The 16908-nt window shown below is 38.9% G+C and carries 18 protein-coding genes; all 18 read right to left on the reverse strand.

Annotated elements, in window-relative coordinates; genetic code table 11:
* Positions 1 to 101 precede the first annotated feature (101 nt).
* The 18 genes from lepB to QZ334_RS03590 all read right to left on the reverse strand — a co-directional run bounded on the left by lepB (position 102) and on the right by QZ334_RS03590 (position 16796).
* The gene (gene lepB, locus QZ334_RS03505) at positions 102 to 674 is read right to left on the reverse strand and encodes a signal peptidase I (RefSeq protein WP_005387312.1); all 573 of its coding nucleotides are present in this window, start codon (positions 672 to 674) and stop codon (positions 102 to 104) included.
* A 9-nt stretch (positions 675 to 683) separates the two neighbouring features.
* A complete protein-coding gene (locus tag QZ334_RS03510) occupies positions 684 to 1553 on the reverse strand; it encodes a YitT family protein (RefSeq protein ID WP_295231957.1) in 870 nt (289 codons plus the stop codon).
* Positions 1543 to 2070: a hypothetical protein gene (locus QZ334_RS03515; RefSeq protein ID WP_295231958.1), complete on the reverse strand. Its 528-nt coding sequence runs from the start codon at positions 2068 to 2070 to the stop codon at positions 1543 to 1545. Before QZ334_RS03515 ends, QZ334_RS03510 begins: the two co-directional genes overlap by 11 nt.
* Positions 2071 to 2185: 115 nt before the next feature.
* Positions 2186 to 3400 (reverse strand): DUF3084 domain-containing protein, encoded by a 1215-nt coding sequence (locus QZ334_RS03520; RefSeq protein ID WP_295231961.1) that lies wholly within the window; start codon positions 3398 to 3400, stop codon positions 2186 to 2188.
* 87 nt (positions 3401 to 3487) lie between these two features.
* A complete protein-coding gene (locus QZ334_RS03525) occupies positions 3488 to 4579 on the reverse strand; it encodes an LptF/LptG family permease (RefSeq protein ID WP_119207015.1) in 1092 nt (363 codons plus the stop codon).
* A 9-nt stretch (positions 4580 to 4588) separates the two neighbouring features.
* The gene (gene lptB / locus QZ334_RS03530) at positions 4589 to 5308 is read right to left on the reverse strand and encodes an LPS export ABC transporter ATP-binding protein (RefSeq protein ID WP_295231965.1); all 720 of its coding nucleotides are present in this window, start codon (positions 5306 to 5308) and stop codon (positions 4589 to 4591) included.
* 9 nt (positions 5309 to 5317) lie between these two features.
* On the reverse strand, positions 5318 to 6037 hold the full coding sequence (locus QZ334_RS03535) for an LptA/OstA family protein (RefSeq protein ID WP_295231969.1): 720 nt from the start codon (positions 6035 to 6037) through the stop codon (positions 5318 to 5320).
* 14 nt (positions 6038 to 6051) lie between these two features.
* A complete protein-coding gene (gene lptC / locus QZ334_RS03540) occupies positions 6052 to 6588 on the reverse strand; it encodes an LPS export ABC transporter periplasmic protein LptC (RefSeq protein WP_295231972.1) in 537 nt (178 codons plus the stop codon).
* A complete protein-coding gene (locus QZ334_RS03545) occupies positions 6575 to 7507 on the reverse strand; it encodes a lysophospholipid acyltransferase family protein (RefSeq protein WP_039969452.1) in 933 nt (310 codons plus the stop codon). Before QZ334_RS03545 ends, lptC begins: the two co-directional genes overlap by 14 nt.
* Positions 7508 to 7520: 13 nt before the next feature.
* Positions 7521 to 8042, reverse strand: a complete 522-nt coding sequence (locus QZ334_RS03550; RefSeq protein ID WP_227720977.1) for a KdsC family phosphatase — start codon at positions 8040 to 8042, stop codon at positions 7521 to 7523.
* A complete protein-coding gene (locus QZ334_RS03555; RefSeq protein ID WP_005387293.1) occupies positions 8042 to 9013 on the reverse strand; it encodes a KpsF/GutQ family sugar-phosphate isomerase in 972 nt (323 codons plus the stop codon). Before QZ334_RS03555 ends, QZ334_RS03550 begins: the two co-directional genes overlap by 1 nt.
* 12 nt (positions 9014 to 9025) lie before the next feature.
* On the reverse strand, positions 9026 to 9844 hold the full coding sequence (kdsA, locus tag QZ334_RS03560; RefSeq protein WP_024065882.1) for a 3-deoxy-8-phosphooctulonate synthase: 819 nt from the start codon (positions 9842 to 9844) through the stop codon (positions 9026 to 9028).
* Complete coding sequence (gene kdsB / locus QZ334_RS03565) at positions 9845 to 10576, reverse strand: 3-deoxy-manno-octulosonate cytidylyltransferase (protein WP_295231978.1); 732 nt, start codon at positions 10574 to 10576, stop codon at positions 9845 to 9847. It lies immediately after the preceding gene.
* A gap of 44 nt (positions 10577 to 10620) precedes the next feature.
* Positions 10621 to 11733 (reverse strand): tetraacyldisaccharide 4'-kinase, encoded by a 1113-nt coding sequence (gene lpxK, locus QZ334_RS03570; RefSeq protein WP_295231981.1) that lies wholly within the window; start codon positions 11731 to 11733, stop codon positions 10621 to 10623.
* Between the two features lie 54 nt (positions 11734 to 11787).
* A complete protein-coding gene (locus tag QZ334_RS03575) occupies positions 11788 to 13092 on the reverse strand; it encodes a 3-deoxy-D-manno-octulosonic acid transferase (RefSeq protein WP_295231984.1) in 1305 nt (434 codons plus the stop codon).
* 2 nt (positions 13093 to 13094) lie between these two features.
* The gene (locus QZ334_RS03580) at positions 13095 to 14825 is read right to left on the reverse strand and encodes an ABC transporter ATP-binding protein (protein ID WP_295231987.1); all 1731 of its coding nucleotides are present in this window, start codon (positions 14823 to 14825) and stop codon (positions 13095 to 13097) included.
* Positions 14818 to 15960 carry a lipid-A-disaccharide synthase gene (gene lpxB, locus QZ334_RS03585; RefSeq protein ID WP_024064762.1) on the reverse strand — a complete coding sequence of 381 codons (1143 nt, stop codon included), beginning with the start codon at positions 15958 to 15960 and terminating at the stop codon, positions 14818 to 14820. The genes QZ334_RS03580 and lpxB overlap by 8 nt, the downstream gene beginning before the upstream one ends.
* Positions 15960 to 16796 carry an LpxI family protein gene (locus tag QZ334_RS03590; RefSeq protein WP_005387281.1) on the reverse strand — a complete coding sequence of 279 codons (837 nt, stop codon included), beginning with the start codon at positions 16794 to 16796 and terminating at the stop codon, positions 15960 to 15962. The genes lpxB and QZ334_RS03590 overlap by 1 nt, the downstream gene beginning before the upstream one ends.
* Positions 16797 to 16908: the final 112 nt, after the last annotated feature.

Genomic DNA, 16908 nt, shown 5'->3' on the forward strand with positions numbered 1-16908 from the left:
GCGGGTGGTTTAATGATTCGCGACTACGTCGCGAACCAGTCTAAAGACAATAATAGAAAAAGCCTCCCTATAGTAACACTATAGGGAGGCTTTTATAAGCATTAAATTGCATAGGATACAAAACCTAATACATGATCAACTGGAACAGGACCGATAAAACGACTATCGCTAGAGTGATTTCGATTGTCCCCCATCACAAATACATGACCTTCTGGAACAGTAACCGGTGTAGAACGTGTATAATTCATTATTGTATCTTTAGTATATGGTTCTTGTAATTGTTCACCATTACGCCATACATGACCATCTTTAAATTCTAATACATCACCTGGACGACCAATAACGCGCTTAACCCATACATCATTTGTTTGAGCAGCTTTATTAAAGACAGATGCATAGTTCATCAATGGTTCTTCTACATCATCCACCCACGTACGAGCGCGATTAACACGACTATCAATGATTACAATTTGTCCATAATTTGGCATTTCATTCATAATATGATGCCACTTCGTTACAATTAAGTATTGACCATTATGTAGTGTATCCTCCATTGATTCACCAGAAACACGTGTTGGTTGAATCAAGAAGATATGGATTACCATAGCAATAACCAATGCTAATACAATGGCATAAATCCAATCTAATATTTCTTTTACTATTTTATTACTCATATTAACCCCTTAATGACCGTTTTTTGTAAATCTACCACCGAATACATCATGTACATCCTGAATCGTAATAAATGCCGATGGATCTACTTCATAGACAGTATTTTTTAACCTCATAATCTCAAGTCTTGTCACCACAGAATACAAAACATGTTTAGGCTGCTTTAAATAGCCCCCTTCACCATACATGATGGTAACACCACGGTTGAGATTCGCATTTAATGCATCTGCAATATTCTTAGAATTCTCTGCATCGGTAATAATCATTACTCCTTTAGATTCATCAAGGCCTGTAATTGTAATATCAATCATCTTATAGGCAATGAAATATGCAATCAAGGAGTACATAGCACTATTCCAACTATATACAAAACCTGCTGCGCCAAGAATAATAAGATTCATGGCCATTACGATTTCACCTACAGAGAAGGTAGAACGTTTATCAAATATAATGGCTACGATTTCAGAGCCGTCCAAAGAACCACCGTTACGTATAATAAGCCCTACCCCAATGCCTAAGATGATACCACCAAAGATAGATCCTAAAAATGGATCCGATGTAATCGGTGTGAAATCATGAGCAAAGGTTGAAAAAATAGCCATCCATACGATAGAGAACAGTGTAGAGAATGTAAAGTTTTTACCGTTAGCTCTATAGCCAATATACAAGAAAGGCAAGTTAAAGAGTACAACAAAAATACTGAAAGAAATTCCTGAAAGCTCTGCAGCCATCAAGGAAATACCAACTACACCACCATCGATGATGCTATTCGGTACTAAAAATAAATCTAAGCCTATGGTGTAAATTAAGGCCCCTAAAATCATCATTAAACAACGCATAATAAAGTTTGACCAGTTATGCGTTGAAGTTTCATTTGTCATGCACTTCTCCTTTACCGTACAACTGCTCCATAGCATGTAATCTCTTTTCTTCTAACTCACTAGCGTCTATGATGTCCCCTTGCATATCATTAGCAGCTTGACTTAACTGTTTTGTATACCGTAAGCCAATAACAAAGGCTGTTAAATCATCTACTGGCTCTGGTGGAAATTGCATAGATATAGGGATAATCTTACGCCATCCTGTAGGAGGATTATATTTCCAATATAATTTACGAGCCTCCTCTGTGCTATGGGATTCATCAATTAAGCTAGTAGTGATTCTGTGATTTCGTCCAATTTGTTGAAGAGATGGATATAAATATTTATGATTTGTACCATTTCCACATACGATATGAACAATGCCATAATATTCAGTTAATGTACGTTCAATTTCATCATTGAACTGTTTTGTCATAATAATTTTACGACACACCATAGTACCAGACGGTGTTACAATCGCTACACCAGTTTTCTCATTGCCTGGATCTACAGCTAAAATGTATGTAGTATCAGTCATATAACTATCCTCGCTTTAAATACAGCAGTTATATTTTAACACAAAATAAAGGTCTTATGTAAAAAATTACATAAGACCTTTATTTAAAGTATATAAAACCAAAATACTATTTCTATTAATAAGCTGGCATTTTTGCCTTATCATTAAAGACAGGCATTTGAGTAATACGCAACTTAAGATGTACAGGACCAGATGAATATGTATCACCATCAACATATGCTTCTACATGAACCTTGCCATGTATAGTAGCAACACGTCTAATAGCAGTAAACAAATCATCTCCAGGTATCGTTCCAATATCACCAGATAAGGAGTCTGGAATTATGCCTTTCGCTCTCGCCTTTTCATTTACTTGCTTCAAGAATTGAAGCATAGCTGATTGAGCATTAGGCCCACCATCCATTACGGCAGAATGGATTACTTCTCCATTTTTATAAATAAATTGTTGTGGATATACTTGGATAACAGCCACTGCAGGTTCGCCAGCAATGATATTTCCAGCCGCTACAACTTGAACGACCATAGGAGTCTTTGCACTATTAAGCTTTTGTGTAGCCACCTCAATATTTTGACGGTCTACATACACAACAGCTTGCCCTTGATCTTCAATACCTAAGCGACGTAGTACCAATTTATTGGTGTCATCAATAATATTTTTGATGGCTGCTTGACTATCTTCTTCACTTAACCCAGGTCGAACAACGGCTTGTGCCAATAATTGATCAACTTGGAAAAGAATAGTCCCTTCACGCAAATGAATAATGCCATTTTGCAATTGTTCTTGCGTTGCTTGTAAATCCTTAATATGAGCTTCCATCTTAGCTCTTGTAGCTTCTAAGTCAGCTAACTTTTTAGATACTTCATCATATGAGGCTTGAAGTGTTGCTAACTCAGCTTCAGTAGCATCTTTGGCAGCTTGCGCACTAGCTAACTCCGCCTTGGTAGCTTCAACCTCACTGCGAATTTGCTCTATTTCAGCCATTCGTTCTGCTAGTTCTTGCTTATTTTGCTCAAGCAATGCTTGTCCTCGAATGAGCTCTTGCGTCTTAGCAGCCACCTCATCATTGAGTTGCTTCATATCCGCTCGCAACTGATCCATCCCAAAAAGTGCTGTTCTTACACTTTGAGAAGTAATGGTTAATACCCCTACTGTAGCAGCAGCAACTAATAAACCTGTTACGATAGTAACAATAATCGATGTATGCTTAGGCCTTAATCCAAAGAGGGACATGCGACGCTTACCAACTTTGGTGCCTAACTTATCCCCCATGTAGGCAATAAGTCCACCCATAAGGGCGATAATAACTAATATTTTAACACCTACTAACATCGAGTCCCTCCTTTCCTAAAATTACACAATTATTTAGTTCAAAAATATTATATTTCGTAAGTCAAATTTATTTCTTTATATACTACGTTACTTAGATACACGCCAATTTAAATATAAACCTGCAATGATACCTAATGTATCTGGAATTAATGCAGCAAATACAGTCGGCAATGCCCCACCTTTACCTAATGCACCAGCAAATGTCATCACCCCATAGTAGATAAAGATGATTAAAATACTAATACCAAAGCCAATAGATGAGCTAGAGCGTTGTTTTTGAAGGCCTAATGGAGCACCTACAAGAGCAAATACAAAGCTAGCTAATGGAATTGTAAAACGTTGGTACATTTCCATTTCTAGTTTATTTGCATTCGTATACGCCGCCTTATACGCTTTAATTTGATGACGTAATTCCTTGATTGTTAATTCTTCTGGTTTACGTTGATCTTGTTGAATATCCTTTGGTGCAGATTTAATTGGCAAGGACTGCTCCTTAAATTTCATAGTACGTTCTACACCATCACCGGCGGAAATATCATAAATGATGCCGTTTTGCATCACCCAATATTGACCATTCCAAACGGCAGTATCTGCATTTTCAACCTGTTGTAACTTGCCACCTTCACCAAATTGTTGCACCGTAATCATACTTAACTGTTTAGTCTCTGCATTGTAGCTTTTAGCATACATCAATGTACCCAAATCATTACCATTCATTGTTTTTAAAACGATATGATTTTGTGTTTGAGGTGATGCATTTTTCATAATCTGTTCCCGTACAATTGTTTGATACATATTATTTGTACGTGGTACAACAAATTCATTAAATGCGACAGCCCCAATTGAGATGATGAGAGCGATGATGTATACCGGCATCGCTAAACGTAAAAAGCTAAGGCCACCGGCACGCATAACAACAATTTCACTGGTGCTACTCAAACGACTAAATGTCATAAGAGAAGCCAATAAAACTGACATAGGGAATGTTAAGATAACAATGCTTGGTAAAGCCAATACAAAGGCTTTCATAACAAGCAATAATGGAGCCCCATATTCAGTAATATATTGAGCAATTCTAAACAATGTGCCCGTACCAATAAAGATGCTGGTAAAAGCAAATACCCCAAATAGGAACGGGCCTACAAAGGCTTTTAGTATATATTTATCTAATAATCTCATAGTCCCCTCCTATAATCTAAAGTTTTCCCCTAAGTAATGCTCACGAGCAATTGGATTGTTCGCGATTTCTTCAGGGGTACCTTCTAGGAGGATTTTACCACTACTCAAAATATACGCCTTGTCTACAATCCCCAATGTTTCACGTACATTGTGGTCTGTAATCAAGATGCCAATACCTCGATTTTTAACATGTAAAATAATTTGTTGAATGTCAGCAACCGCTATAGGATCGACACCAGCAAAAGGTTCATCGAGAAGAATAAAATTCGGTTCTAATGCAAGGCAACGAGCGATTTCTACACGACGACGTTCACCGCCAGATAGTTGCATCCCCATACGATCCCGAACGTGACCAATATGAAATTCTTCAATGAGGGATTCCACAATTGCTTCAATTTCATCAGACTTCTTTGATGTTGTTTGTAACATTGCACGAATATTATCCTCAACGGTCATAGAACGAAAAATTGATGCTTCTTGTGGAAGATACCCAATACCTTCAGCAGCGCGTTTATACATTGGAATATTCGTAATATCCTTGCCATCAACGGTAATGATACCAGAACTAGGTCGTTCAATGCCTACGATCATATAGAATGATGTAGTTTTCCCTGCCCCATTAGGACCTAGGAGCCCAACGACTTGCCCCTTATCAACGCGTAGACTAACCCCGTCTACTACATTGCGCCCGTTAAAGGTTTTGACTAAGTTTTTGGTTTCTATATACATATTTAATCCTTATTGATTTGGAACAATGATAAGTGTACTACGGCCACCTAATGTTTCAGCAGAATCATCGGCAAGACGGATTTTAAGCTCTGGTGCATTGAGCACATTACCGTTTTGAACAGCATGAGCAGAACCAGATAAAAGTACAACGCCATCATTTTGATTTGGTGTTTGTGTATAGGTAGCACGTTCTGCAGAGCCAGATACATTTCGTTCTGGGTTAGAGAATGTTACATCCCCTTGTGCCACTGCACGAATTTCTTTTAGCCAACCTTCTACTTGATTACCTGTCAATGTAGTACCTTCTGCAATCAAGCGAGCGTTACCAGATACAAGGCCATATTCTGTATCTGTATTGTATTCAACTTTATCACCAAAAATTTGACGATCACTACGTTGTAAATGAACACCACCATCAGCAATGAACTTATTGTTATTGTAGCTATGCACTGATTCTGCAGACATAGCCATATCAGAACCAATCATAGATACGCCGCCATCTAGATTTGCTTCCTGAGTTTTTGTATTATACCATCCATTGGCACCAGTCATCGTTTTATCAGCTTGAGTAATTACCACATTACCGTTTGCATCAGCAATTCCCGTATTGCCATCATAAGATAATGTATCTGCGCTAATAGTCAAAGGATCATTTGCAGCCCAAGCTGTAACAGATGCTGTCATAAGCATAGCCAAAATAGCCATACCAATCTGTTTTTTCTTATTCATTATATTTCCTCGCATTACTTCTTCGTTAACTTTGCATTACCAATAGCTTTGATTTTCTTCAAGGACATATTGCCTTCAAGTTTATCACCAGTTAATGTTATATCTTTACCGTTATAGGTAAAAGCAGATTTAGATGTCAACGTTTTCGTCTTATTATCAAAGTGAAGTGCATCAGTTTTAAACTCAGCTCCATCAGTATTTGTGGCTGTAACACCTTGATCAATATCGAGGGAATTACGATCGCCTGTCAATACGGCATGAGGTGCTGTAATTGTTGTCGTAACATCATCTTGATAGAAAAGACCTTTTAAATTAGTCAGGACAATAGCTTTTGTACGTGGGTCATATTCAATCTTTTCAGCTGATAAAGCCCACACTAGCTTGCCATCTTTTTCCTCTTGTAAGTCAGCTCCTTGGAAGTTAACAAGTTGTCCATTCTGATTTTGAGTGGTACTAACATCACCAGAGTCTTTCATAATATATACGATAAGACCAATCAGAGCCAACACTATAGCGGCCACAATGGCAATTAATTTTTTATTGTTTTTCATGTGCCCTCTCCCGTGCAGCTACCTTCTTATCATAATCAATAATTTGATCCATCTTAGTCATCCAACGATGTTGGAACCATAGCCACTCATCTGGATGTTCCTTAATAAATTCTTCCGTAACGCGTACACATTCTTCAGTCAAACGGTACATATCTACATCTTCATCACCTGTATCAACATAATGTAAGGCTGGTAAAATATGTACAATATGACCACCTTCAGGCTTACGAGATGCAAAAATTGGAACTACTGGAGAGCCAAATTTTTTTGCAAATGTAGCTGGTCCTATGACCGCTGAAGAGTCCTGCCCCAAAAACGGAACAGGTAAACCATTAATATAACCATCTTGGTCAGCTAAAAAACCAAGTAATTTTTTCTTTTTTAAAGCCTTAGCAGCAGAAACGATTTCGTTGCCACCACTAGCAAATACATCAAGCCCTACCATCTCACGATATTCATTCATGAGACGTGTAAATTGAGCATTAGGCTGTTTCTTAACAATAGTAGTGGATGGATAACCATGAGCCGCCATAGCAGCCCCCATCCATTCCCAGTTGCCAACATGTCCAGTAAGAACAATTACACCTTTATCTTCAGCGATGGCTTTCTCTAAATGTTCTACACCTCGCATTTCAATATGTTTATTGATAAAGGACTTTGTCAGATTTGGCATATATAAGACTTCCATAACACTGCGGCCAAGATTCTTGAACAATTTTTCAATTAATTGTTCTGCCTCTTGATCATTCATGTTCATGCCAATCTTTATATTTTTTATACCTCTAAGCTTTTGCTTCTTCGCTATGAGGCCATATACTGGCCCTAGACTAGCGCCTATGAGCAAAATGAGCTTATATGGAAGTCGGCAAACAAGCCAACTAATGCCTTTAACTAAATGGTATTGCCATTCGTTATTCATTCTGCCCACCTCCTTATTGTCCATGAGCATGGGCCTCTCGTGCATAATCTGCTACAACAGTTTCCCATAGTCCTTGTTTTTTCAAGATATATTCTACAGCCTCTCTAACGGCACCGTGGCCACCATTGACGGTAGATATAAATTTAGCTAATTGTTTGACCTCCGGTACCGCATTATTGGGTGCCATCGGTAGTCCTACAATTTGAAGAGCCCCTAAATCATTTAAGTCATCCCCCATATAGGCAATTTCCTCTAAATTGATTTGATGCTCTTTACAGAGATTTCTTAATGCTTCTGTTTTATTGGCATGCCCCATAAGCAGTGCATCAAAATGAAGCTCTTTAGCACGGCGCTCAACCATAGGAGATATCCGTGCTGTAATGATTGCAAGCTTAAGTCCTGCTTTTCGAGCTGCCGTTAATCCTAGTCCATCTTTCACAGAAAAAGACTTAAGCTCTTCTCCACTCGATGTATAGATTAGAGTTCCATCAGATAGTACGCCATCAACATCAAGAACAATCCATTGAATATTCATTATACAATGCCTCTACGCAATAAATCCGTAATATGAACAATGCCTAGACATTTATTATCTGTATCTACAACTGGTAATACAGTAATAGGGCGCGGTTGATTTTTCTCCATTAAATGAAGAGCTTCCGCCGCTAATTTATCCTTTGTAATCGTACGAGGCATAGATGTCATCATATCCTCTACAGGCCATTCTAGGAAATTACTGCCAGAATCTAGGCCGCGACGAACATCACCATCAGTAACAAGGCCTAACAAATGACCGTCTTCATCAATAACATTGGTAGCACCCAATCCTTTTTCTGTCATTACAAAGAGTGCATCTCGCACTGTTGCACCTTTAAATACCGTTGGATTATCTTCACCACCATGCATAATGTTTTCTACGGTCAACAATAATTTGCGACCAAGAGAACCACCTGGATGGAATACGGCAAAGTTTTCCGGTGTAAAGTGATGGCGTTCTAATAAGCAAACAGCTAATGCATCGCCAAGTGCCAATGCAACTGTAGTACTTGTAGTCGGCGCCAATCCTAATGGGCAAGCTTCACGTTCTACTTCAGCTAGCAATACAATATCAGAATTCTTAGCTAGTGTAGACTCTGGTTTCCCTACAACGCAGATTAATTTAGCACCAATGCGACGTAAGGATGGCAAGATACTGATGATTTCGCCTGTTTCACCACTATTGGAGAAGGCTAATACTACATCATCTTCTGTAATCATACCTAGATCGCCATGCACACCTTCGCCAGGATGCATGAAGAGTGCTGGTGTACCAGTACTAGCCAAAGTAGCCGCAATTTTACGACCAATATGACCAGATTTACCCATCCCTGTACATACTACACGGCCCTTACAAGCCAAAATCATATTTACAGCATTTACAAAATTGTGATCCAAACGAGAACTTAATTCTTCAATAGCACGTGCTTCCTCATGAAGCACCTGTGCCGCTTGTTCTAAAATAGTCACAAATAACCGCCCCTAACCTTTTACGATTTTATCAATAGCTACTAAATCTCGTAGCAAAGCTTCAAAATTATCTAAGTATAACATGTTTGGACCATCGGATAAGGCTTCCTCTGGATTATCATGTACTTCAAAGAATAGACCATCTACACCACTTGCAACAGCGGCACGAGCCAAGTTTGGTACAAATTCACGATTACCACTAGATTTAGTACCTGCGCCACCAGGTAATTGAACGCTATGTGTAGCATCGAATACTACTGGATAGTCGAAAGAACGCATAATTGGGAAGGATCTCATATCTACAACGAGATTGTTATAGCCAAAGCTAAATCCACGCTCTGTAAGCATAAGATTTTCATTGCCTGTTTCTTTCATTTTATTTAAGACATTTTCCATATCTTTAGGCGCCATAAATTGACCTTTTTTCACATTTACACATTTGCCAGTTTTAGCTGCACCATATACAAGGTCTGTTTGACGACATAAGAAAGCTGGAATTTGTAAAACATCCAATACTTCTGCAGCCGGTTCGATTTGCTCAATGGAGTGAATATCACTTACCACCGGTACATTGAGTTCTTTTTTAATAGAAGCAAGGATTTTTAGACCTTCCTCAAGACCTGGTCCACGGAAAGAACCGTAGCTAGAACGGTTAGCCTTATCGAAAGAAGCTTTAAAGATATATGGAACTCCTAAGCGTTCACAAATTTCTTTTGCTCGTTTGCCAATAGCCAATGTACGGTCATAATCTTCAATAACACATGGCCCAGCAAGGACGAAAAGGCCTTTGCCACCACCGACTGTAATATCTTTAATTTGAACTGTTTTCATTTATTTCTCCTCTTGCTCGTAAATTGCATTTACACGAGCTAAGTCTTCCGGTGTATCAACACCGATAAATCGTTTGTCTGTAAGTATAACACGAATAGTATAGCCATTTTCAAGAGCGCGCAATTGCTCTAACGATTCTGTTTGCTCTGCTGGTGTTGGTTCCATCTTTGCATAATTTAGCAAGAAATCTCTACGATATGCATAGATACCAATATGTTTTAGTGGAGCACGTACAAAATCATGACGTGGATATGGGATTAAGGACCGAGAAAAATACATCGCATCATTGCGATTATTTAAAATAACCTTTACTGCAGATGGCCCATCATATTCATCCTCTAACAAAGGAGTTGCAACAGTTGCCATCTGTAAGTTTGGATCTTCTTCAAAAAGTTGGGCCAAGTCATCAATGAGTTTTGGCTCAATCATAGGTTCATCACCTTGAACATTAATAATGACATCTAAGTCTGTATAATGACTAGCAACCTCGGCTAATCGGTCAGTTCCGGTAGGGTGATTAGGATCTGTCATCATAACAGCTCCCCCAAAGTTTTGAACAGCAGAATAAACACGATCATCATCGGTAGCAACAATAGTACATTCTGTTTTTGTCGCTTGTGACACCCTTGTATAAACCCGTTCAATCATTGGTTTACCTGCAATATCCGCTAATGGTTTCCCTGGTAATCTTGTAGAACCATAACGAGCAGGAATAACGCATCCAAACTTCACAATAAAACCCCATTTCTGTCATTCGTGTATCTTATTATTATACACTAAATCTCTAAATTTTCTATGAATTCTTGCTTTCCAGAGACAAATTCAATTCCAATAGATAGCACTAGAATCGGTATTTTTAAGTCTTCAATTGCATGCAATTGACTTAACTTCACCGCATCTTTTTCAGTGATACAAATAGAATCCGCTTGATGAGCAAATGCCTCTTTCCAAATATCTACAACATCATCATTTTCAAAATTATGATGATCACCAAAAGGCATTGTATGAACAACATTGTACCCTATGTCGGTCATCGTTTGTGTAAAGGATTGAGGATTCCCAATACCACTAACAGCCATAATACGATGCTCTTGATACGCGTCAACAGAAGAACCAGGTTCTCCATTAGCCCACTCTTCTAAGGTATACATACATTGAGGCTTGTGGATTGTTTCATATACAGGTGTATTAGGTAACATATGCGCTAAACGCTTACGAATTCCGGAAACAACACCAGGCGCCACTTGATCAACCTTTGTAAGAACAATAATATTAGCTCGCTCTAACCCACTAAGAGGCTCGCGCAATAAACCGCGAGGCAATACATGGTCATAACCAAATGGATTAGATGCATCAATAAGAACGATATCAATATCTCGAGCTAATGCACGATGTTGAAAACCATCATCCATAACAAGACAGTCTGCACCGAGTTCATTAATAGCAATTTCTGCAGATATAGCCCGTTCGCGGCCGATAATTACATTAGATTTTTGCAACACTTTAGCCAATAGCCATGCTTCATCACCACTGATAGATGGCTCTACTAACATCGTACCGTCTTTGGAAATAATGATATTTTTCTTATTGTCCTCAGCTCGATAGCCACGGCTAAGCACGGTAGGATGAAGTCCTTTTCGGGCGAGTACATCACATATAAATCTCACCATTGGCGTTTTGCCAGTACCACCGGCAGTAATATTACCAACACTGATAACAGGCACGGTAACTTTAGTAACACCTTTGCCCGCATCAAAGCGAGCATTTCGTATGGATACAGCCTTTTCGTAACCTTTACTTAGAAAGCCCAAGCTAGAACGAGCCATATCACCTAATATGGATTGATTTTCACCACTAACAATGGATTTGAATAATGCTTCCCCGCTCATAGGTGACTCCTCCTATTATGTAATCATAGATGAATATAATAAATCATATCGATCTTATGGAACAATATGGTGTTTTTTAAAGAGTTGACGTAACTCTTGTGTATTACGTTGTGTTGCACCGCGATTTTCACGGATAATATCAAGACAATTTTGTCCCATTTCCGTTGCCAAATCTTTGTCTTTACATAAGCGCAATACCATAGCGGTTAACTCTTTGCCATTCTTAACTTGTTCACAAGCATGACGAGAGTTCAATAATGCGAAAATCTCTTTGAAATTAAACATATATGGCCCTACAAGAATTGGTTTACCATGTGCTGCCGGCTCGAGAATATTATGGCCTCCAGTCTTCACAAGAGAGCCGCCTACAAAAATAATATCCCCTAAGCTATATAAACGACCTAGTTCACCAATAGTATCTAAAACAACTACTGGTATCCCTTTATGAACTGGCTCTGTCATATCACTACGACAAATAGCATTCAATTCATAATGTTTCGCTAACGTTTGAACATCATGACCGCGATATATCTCACGAGGTGCAATTAACAAGCGAGCTTGAGGATATTCTTGTAAGACTTGTTTAAAGGTCTCAAAGATTGTTTCTTCCTCACCCTTATGTGTACTACCAGCAATGATGATTGGATGATTATTACCAAAGCCAAACTCTTCAAGAAGTGATTGTTTTTCTTCAGCTGATACAGTAGCATACGTTTGGTCATATTTCATATTACCTGTTACGGTAATATCAGATGTTTGTGCACCTAATACTTCAATATGAGCTGCATCGAATTTTGATTGCATACAGAAACGCTCAATGGAACGCAACATTTCTTTCGTGAACGCACTAATATATTTATAGCGTTTCATACTACGATCAGAAATACGACCATTAACCATCATAACAGGAATATTTTCTGATTGAGCGATACGCAAGAAGTTAGGCCAAATTTCTGTTTCTACAAGCAAGATAGCAATCGGTTTAATAATATGCAAAATCTTACGCGTCAAATACGGTAAATCTAGAGGGAAGAAAATAATTCCTTCTGCCTCTGGAATGATACGATGGGCCATTGCATGCCCTGTTGCAGTTACAACAGACACCACAACAACCGCTTCAGGAAATTCCTTTTTTACTTCCTTTACTAATGGACTAGTTGCTACAATTTCCCCTACAGAAGCAGCATGAATCCAAATAGCACGACGTCCTTCAATTTTCTTTAGTAGCGAGGCTGGCATATAGCCTGCACTCTGTTTGATACGCTCATAAAATCCATCTTCAAAGGCAAGGCGGTATAGAATAACCGGAATCAAGCCAATCCAATAAAATATGAGCAATACATTATATATCCAGTACATGATTATCCTTTGTTGGAGAATTGAACGGAATAGAGATGATTGTACAATCCGCCATCAACAGCTAATAGCTCTTGGTGAGTCCCCTGCTCTACCAAGTGGCCTTGATTGAGTACAACAATTTGATGAGCATTTTGAACTGTGCTCAATCGATGGGCAATAACAAATGCAGTACGCCCTTTCATAAGACGATCTAACGCCTCTTGTACAAGCTTTTCACTCTCTGTATCTAATGCAGATGTCGCTTCATCTAGAATTAGAATACGAGGGTCTTTCAAAATAGCACGTGCGATAGCCACACGTTGACGTTGGCCGCCAGATAAGGAGCTTCCTCGCTCGCCCACTACTGTATCGAGATCATCAGGCATCTTTTCTACGAATTCAAGAACATTAGCAGCCTTAGCAGCTTCATATACTTCTTCATCAGTAGCATCTAATCGACCATACAAGATATTCTCTTTAATTGTGGCATTAAACAACACAGTTTCTTGTGGTACAAGCCCGATTTGTTCACGTAACGATTTAAATGTAACATCTTTTACATCATAACCATCAATCGTGATAGCGCCCCCCGTTACATCGTAGAAGCGAGGTAACAAATTTGCTAGAGTCGTTTTACCAGCCCCAGATGGACCAACAAGAGCTACGCTTTCACCCGCCTTAACAGACAAAGTAAAGTTTTCGAGCGCTGTTTTTTCACCATCATAAGAGAATGAAACATCTTTAAATTCTACATTGCCATTAATAGATGGCAACGTAATAGCATCAGATTTTTCCACAACGTCAGTTTTAGTATCCAAGATTTCAAATACACGATCAGCTGCAGCCAATGCTTTTTGAATATTGCCGTACACTTGGCTCAAGCGTTTAACTGGGTTTGACAAGTTGATTGCATAAATTAAGAACGCAATCAAAGAACCTGCTGTAATAGTCCCTGTTACTACAGAATAGCCACCATACCAAAGGATGACTGCCACTGCAATGGCCGCAGAAAACTCAACCATTGGACTTAACAAGCTAGTCAACTTAGTAGCTTTAATAACAGCTTTAAAGTTGCGATCATTTTCATCTTCAAAACGCTTCCGTTCAAAATCTTCACGAGCGAATGATTTTACTACTCGAATAGCGCTGATGACCTCTTGTAAAAGTGCTGTAATGTCAGCCACACGGCCTTGTACATCATGACCTGCTACACGAAGCTTTTTACCGAATACATTAATAATGACTAGCACCACTGGAACTGTAATAAAGGTAACAAGTGTCAATTTCCAATCAATAAGTAGCATAGACACGAGAGAACCGATAAGTGTTACAGATTCTGTAATAAAGGAAATTAAGTTATCAACTACTGCAGACTGAAGTGCAGCAACGTCATTCGTAAGATTACTCATGATAACGCCAGTCTTACGGCGATCAAAATAAGATAAGCTTAATTTTTGTAGATGATTAAAGATGGCCTCCCGTACATCGATGATGACACGCTGACCAATGTAAGACATATTATAGGTTTGACCATACGTAGCAAAACCACGAATTAAGAATATAAGAATGATAGCCCCTACAATGAGGTTCAACATGAACATATTCTTTTCATCTAATACTTGGTCTACTACATTTTTAATAAGCCAAGGCACTACCAAGTATGCCGCAGCCGCGACGATCATGCAGAACACTGCAAAAATCATGCGCTTATAATAAGGCTTTACAAAATATAAGAGCCTAGAATAACTATTCATTACATTTCTCCTTACCGAGGTTATATACCAGTTCTGCTACACGCTTTACAGCACCTGGTTCACCTAATTTATGATGTACTTCACGCAATTCGCTACGCATCGCTTCATTGCGCTCAACATCAGTTAGAAGAGGTTCCACAAGGGATACAATAGCCTCAGGTGTCACTGCATCTTGTAATAACTCAGGAATTACTTCTTTGCCAGCTACAATGTTTGGCAAACCTACATGCGTCACATTGACGACCATCTTACCAATGCCATATGTAATTGGAGATACTCGATACAATAAAATAGTTGGTAACTCCATCATAGCTGTTTCTAATGTAGCTGTACCTGATGCGGCGAGACATACATCACAAATCTGCATCAAATCATATGTATGGTCTTCTGTAATCGTCACCGGCACTTTGTGAGCATCGATGAAAGTTTCTAATTCACTACGATCGATGGTATGTGCGCGAGGCAAGAAGAATTGAATATCCTCATGGTTCGCCATCAATTGCTCGCCACTTTTTAACATCGTATCTAGCAAGGATAGTACCTCTTGCTTACGGCTACCTGGCATGAGCAATACTTTTTTAGCATCTTTACGAGCTCCAAAGTATTCCTCAGCCGCTTCTTTGCTCATCGTAGGATGTACGATATCCAATAGTGGATGGCCTACAAAGTCTACATCGCATTTATATTTGCGATACGCTTCTGCTTCAAAGGGGAATATGGATGCCACCTTAGTGACATACTTACGAATTGTATTGCCACGGCTACTATGCCATGCCCAAATCGTAGGAGCAATGTAATAGAGAACGGGAATTCCCAATTCATGAGCTACAGCTGCAAGTTTCATATTAAAACCAGGGTAATCTACACAAACTAGAATATCTGGTTTTTCCTTCATCATGACACGTTTTAAGTAGGTGCGAAGTTTAAAGAATTTCGGGAGTGATTTTACAATCTCTACAATCCCAATAACGCCTAAATTTTTAATATCATATACGATGCGAACACCAGCGCGTTCCATCAAGGTACCGCCCATACCAAACATGTCAACCGAAGGATCTATTTCTTTCAGTGCATTAGCAACACTGGCTGCATGAGTATCACCGGATGCTTCACCGGCAGAAAACATGACTTTCATTATGCATCCTTTCTGGAATCTACAAACTCTTGGTCAACAGCACAGATAACAATACCATGACGGTTTGCCAAATCTAGTACATCTTGTTGTTGAACAAAAATAGTCTTTTCAGCCTCTACAGCAAGGACTTTACACCCACTATCAATCATGGACATTAATGTTTTTATCCCTACAGCAGGAACATCAAAACGAACATCTTGATTTGGCTTTTCCGTTTTAACCACAACCGCATCGCCACGACCTAATTCACCACCGCGCAAAATGCACTTATCAGTGCCCTCAATAGCTTCAATAGCCATAGCCGCTTTATGTTTTACAACTACTGTTTGACCAATATCAAGTCCACCCATTTGCTTAGCTAGTTCAAAGCCAAAGCAAATATCTGCCCATTGTTCATCAGTAGGCTGTGTTTTTGAAAGCACCCCCACCTTTGGCATAAATGGTTTAAGGTATACAGTTTGATCTAACACTTTAAACCCTTCTCGTTCGATTTCATCTACGATAGCGAGCATGATCGTATCATCTTTACGATTTTTAAGGCGTTTAAGAACACCTAATGTTTTTAAATCAGGGAATGTAAGACCTTTGAAGAGAATTTCCTTAGTCACTTTACCTAACATAGTTAATTCTTCAACGCCTTCTTTTTTCAAGGTTTTAAAAATCTTACCTAATTTGGCAACACCAATATCATAGAAGGCATCAGCCTCAGCCTTTAAAGCCGGGTCTACATCTGGAACTACACCGATAACCACTACCTCATGACCTAATACATGAGCAGCGCGCATGAATTCTACAGGCAAAACACCAATGCCTGCAATCAATCCTACCTTTGCCAAGACTATACCTCCTAGATGACCTACGGCCTATATATCAATGAGTGATTACAAATTTACAATACTTAATGCCTCAAAAAAGACATAATCATATACAATATATTGTACTATAAAT

Source organism: Veillonella sp., from assembly GCF_019414865.1.
Taxonomy (GTDB): domain Bacteria; phylum Bacillota; class Negativicutes; order Veillonellales; family Veillonellaceae; genus Veillonella.

Coding starts and splice junctions, on each gene's coding strand:
- lpxB (WP_024064762.1), bottom strand. CDS start 15,960: ATGAAAGTCATGTTTTCTGCCGGTGAAGCATCCGGTGATACTCATGCA.
- lpxK (WP_295231981.1), bottom strand. CDS start 11,733: ATGAGCGGGGAAGCATTATTCAAATCCATTGTTAGTGGTGAAAATCAA.
- QZ334_RS03550 (WP_227720977.1), bottom strand. CDS start 8,042: ATGAATATTCAATGGATTGTTCTTGATGTTGATGGCGTACTATCTGAT.
- QZ334_RS03545 (WP_039969452.1), bottom strand. CDS start 7,507: ATGAATAACGAATGGCAATACCATTTAGTTAAAGGCATTAGTTGGCTT.
- QZ334_RS03525 (WP_119207015.1), bottom strand. CDS start 4,579: ATGAGATTATTAGATAAATATATACTAAAAGCCTTTGTAGGCCCGTTC.
- kdsA (WP_024065882.1), bottom strand. CDS start 9,844: ATGAAAACAGTTCAAATTAAAGATATTACAGTCGGTGGTGGCAAAGGC.
- lepB (WP_005387312.1), bottom strand. CDS start 674: ATGAGTAATAAAATAGTAAAAGAAATATTAGATTGGATTTATGCCATT.
- QZ334_RS03510 (WP_295231957.1), bottom strand. CDS start 1,553: ATGACAAATGAAACTTCAACGCATAACTGGTCAAACTTTATTATGCGT.
- lptB (WP_295231965.1), bottom strand. CDS start 5,308: ATGTATATAGAAACCAAAAACTTAGTCAAAACCTTTAACGGGCGCAAT.
- QZ334_RS03520 (WP_295231961.1), bottom strand. CDS start 3,400: ATGTTAGTAGGTGTTAAAATATTAGTTATTATCGCCCTTATGGGTGGA.
- QZ334_RS03515 (WP_295231958.1), bottom strand. CDS start 2,070: ATGACTGATACTACATACATTTTAGCTGTAGATCCAGGCAATGAGAAA.
- QZ334_RS03575 (WP_295231984.1), bottom strand. CDS start 13,092: ATGTACTGGATATATAATGTATTGCTCATATTTTATTGGATTGGCTTG.
- QZ334_RS03535 (WP_295231969.1), bottom strand. CDS start 6,037: ATGAATAAGAAAAAACAGATTGGTATGGCTATTTTGGCTATGCTTATG.
- lptC (WP_295231972.1), bottom strand. CDS start 6,588: ATGAAAAACAATAAAAAATTAATTGCCATTGTGGCCGCTATAGTGTTG.
- QZ334_RS03580 (WP_295231987.1), bottom strand. CDS start 14,825: ATGAATAGTTATTCTAGGCTCTTATATTTTGTAAAGCCTTATTATAAG.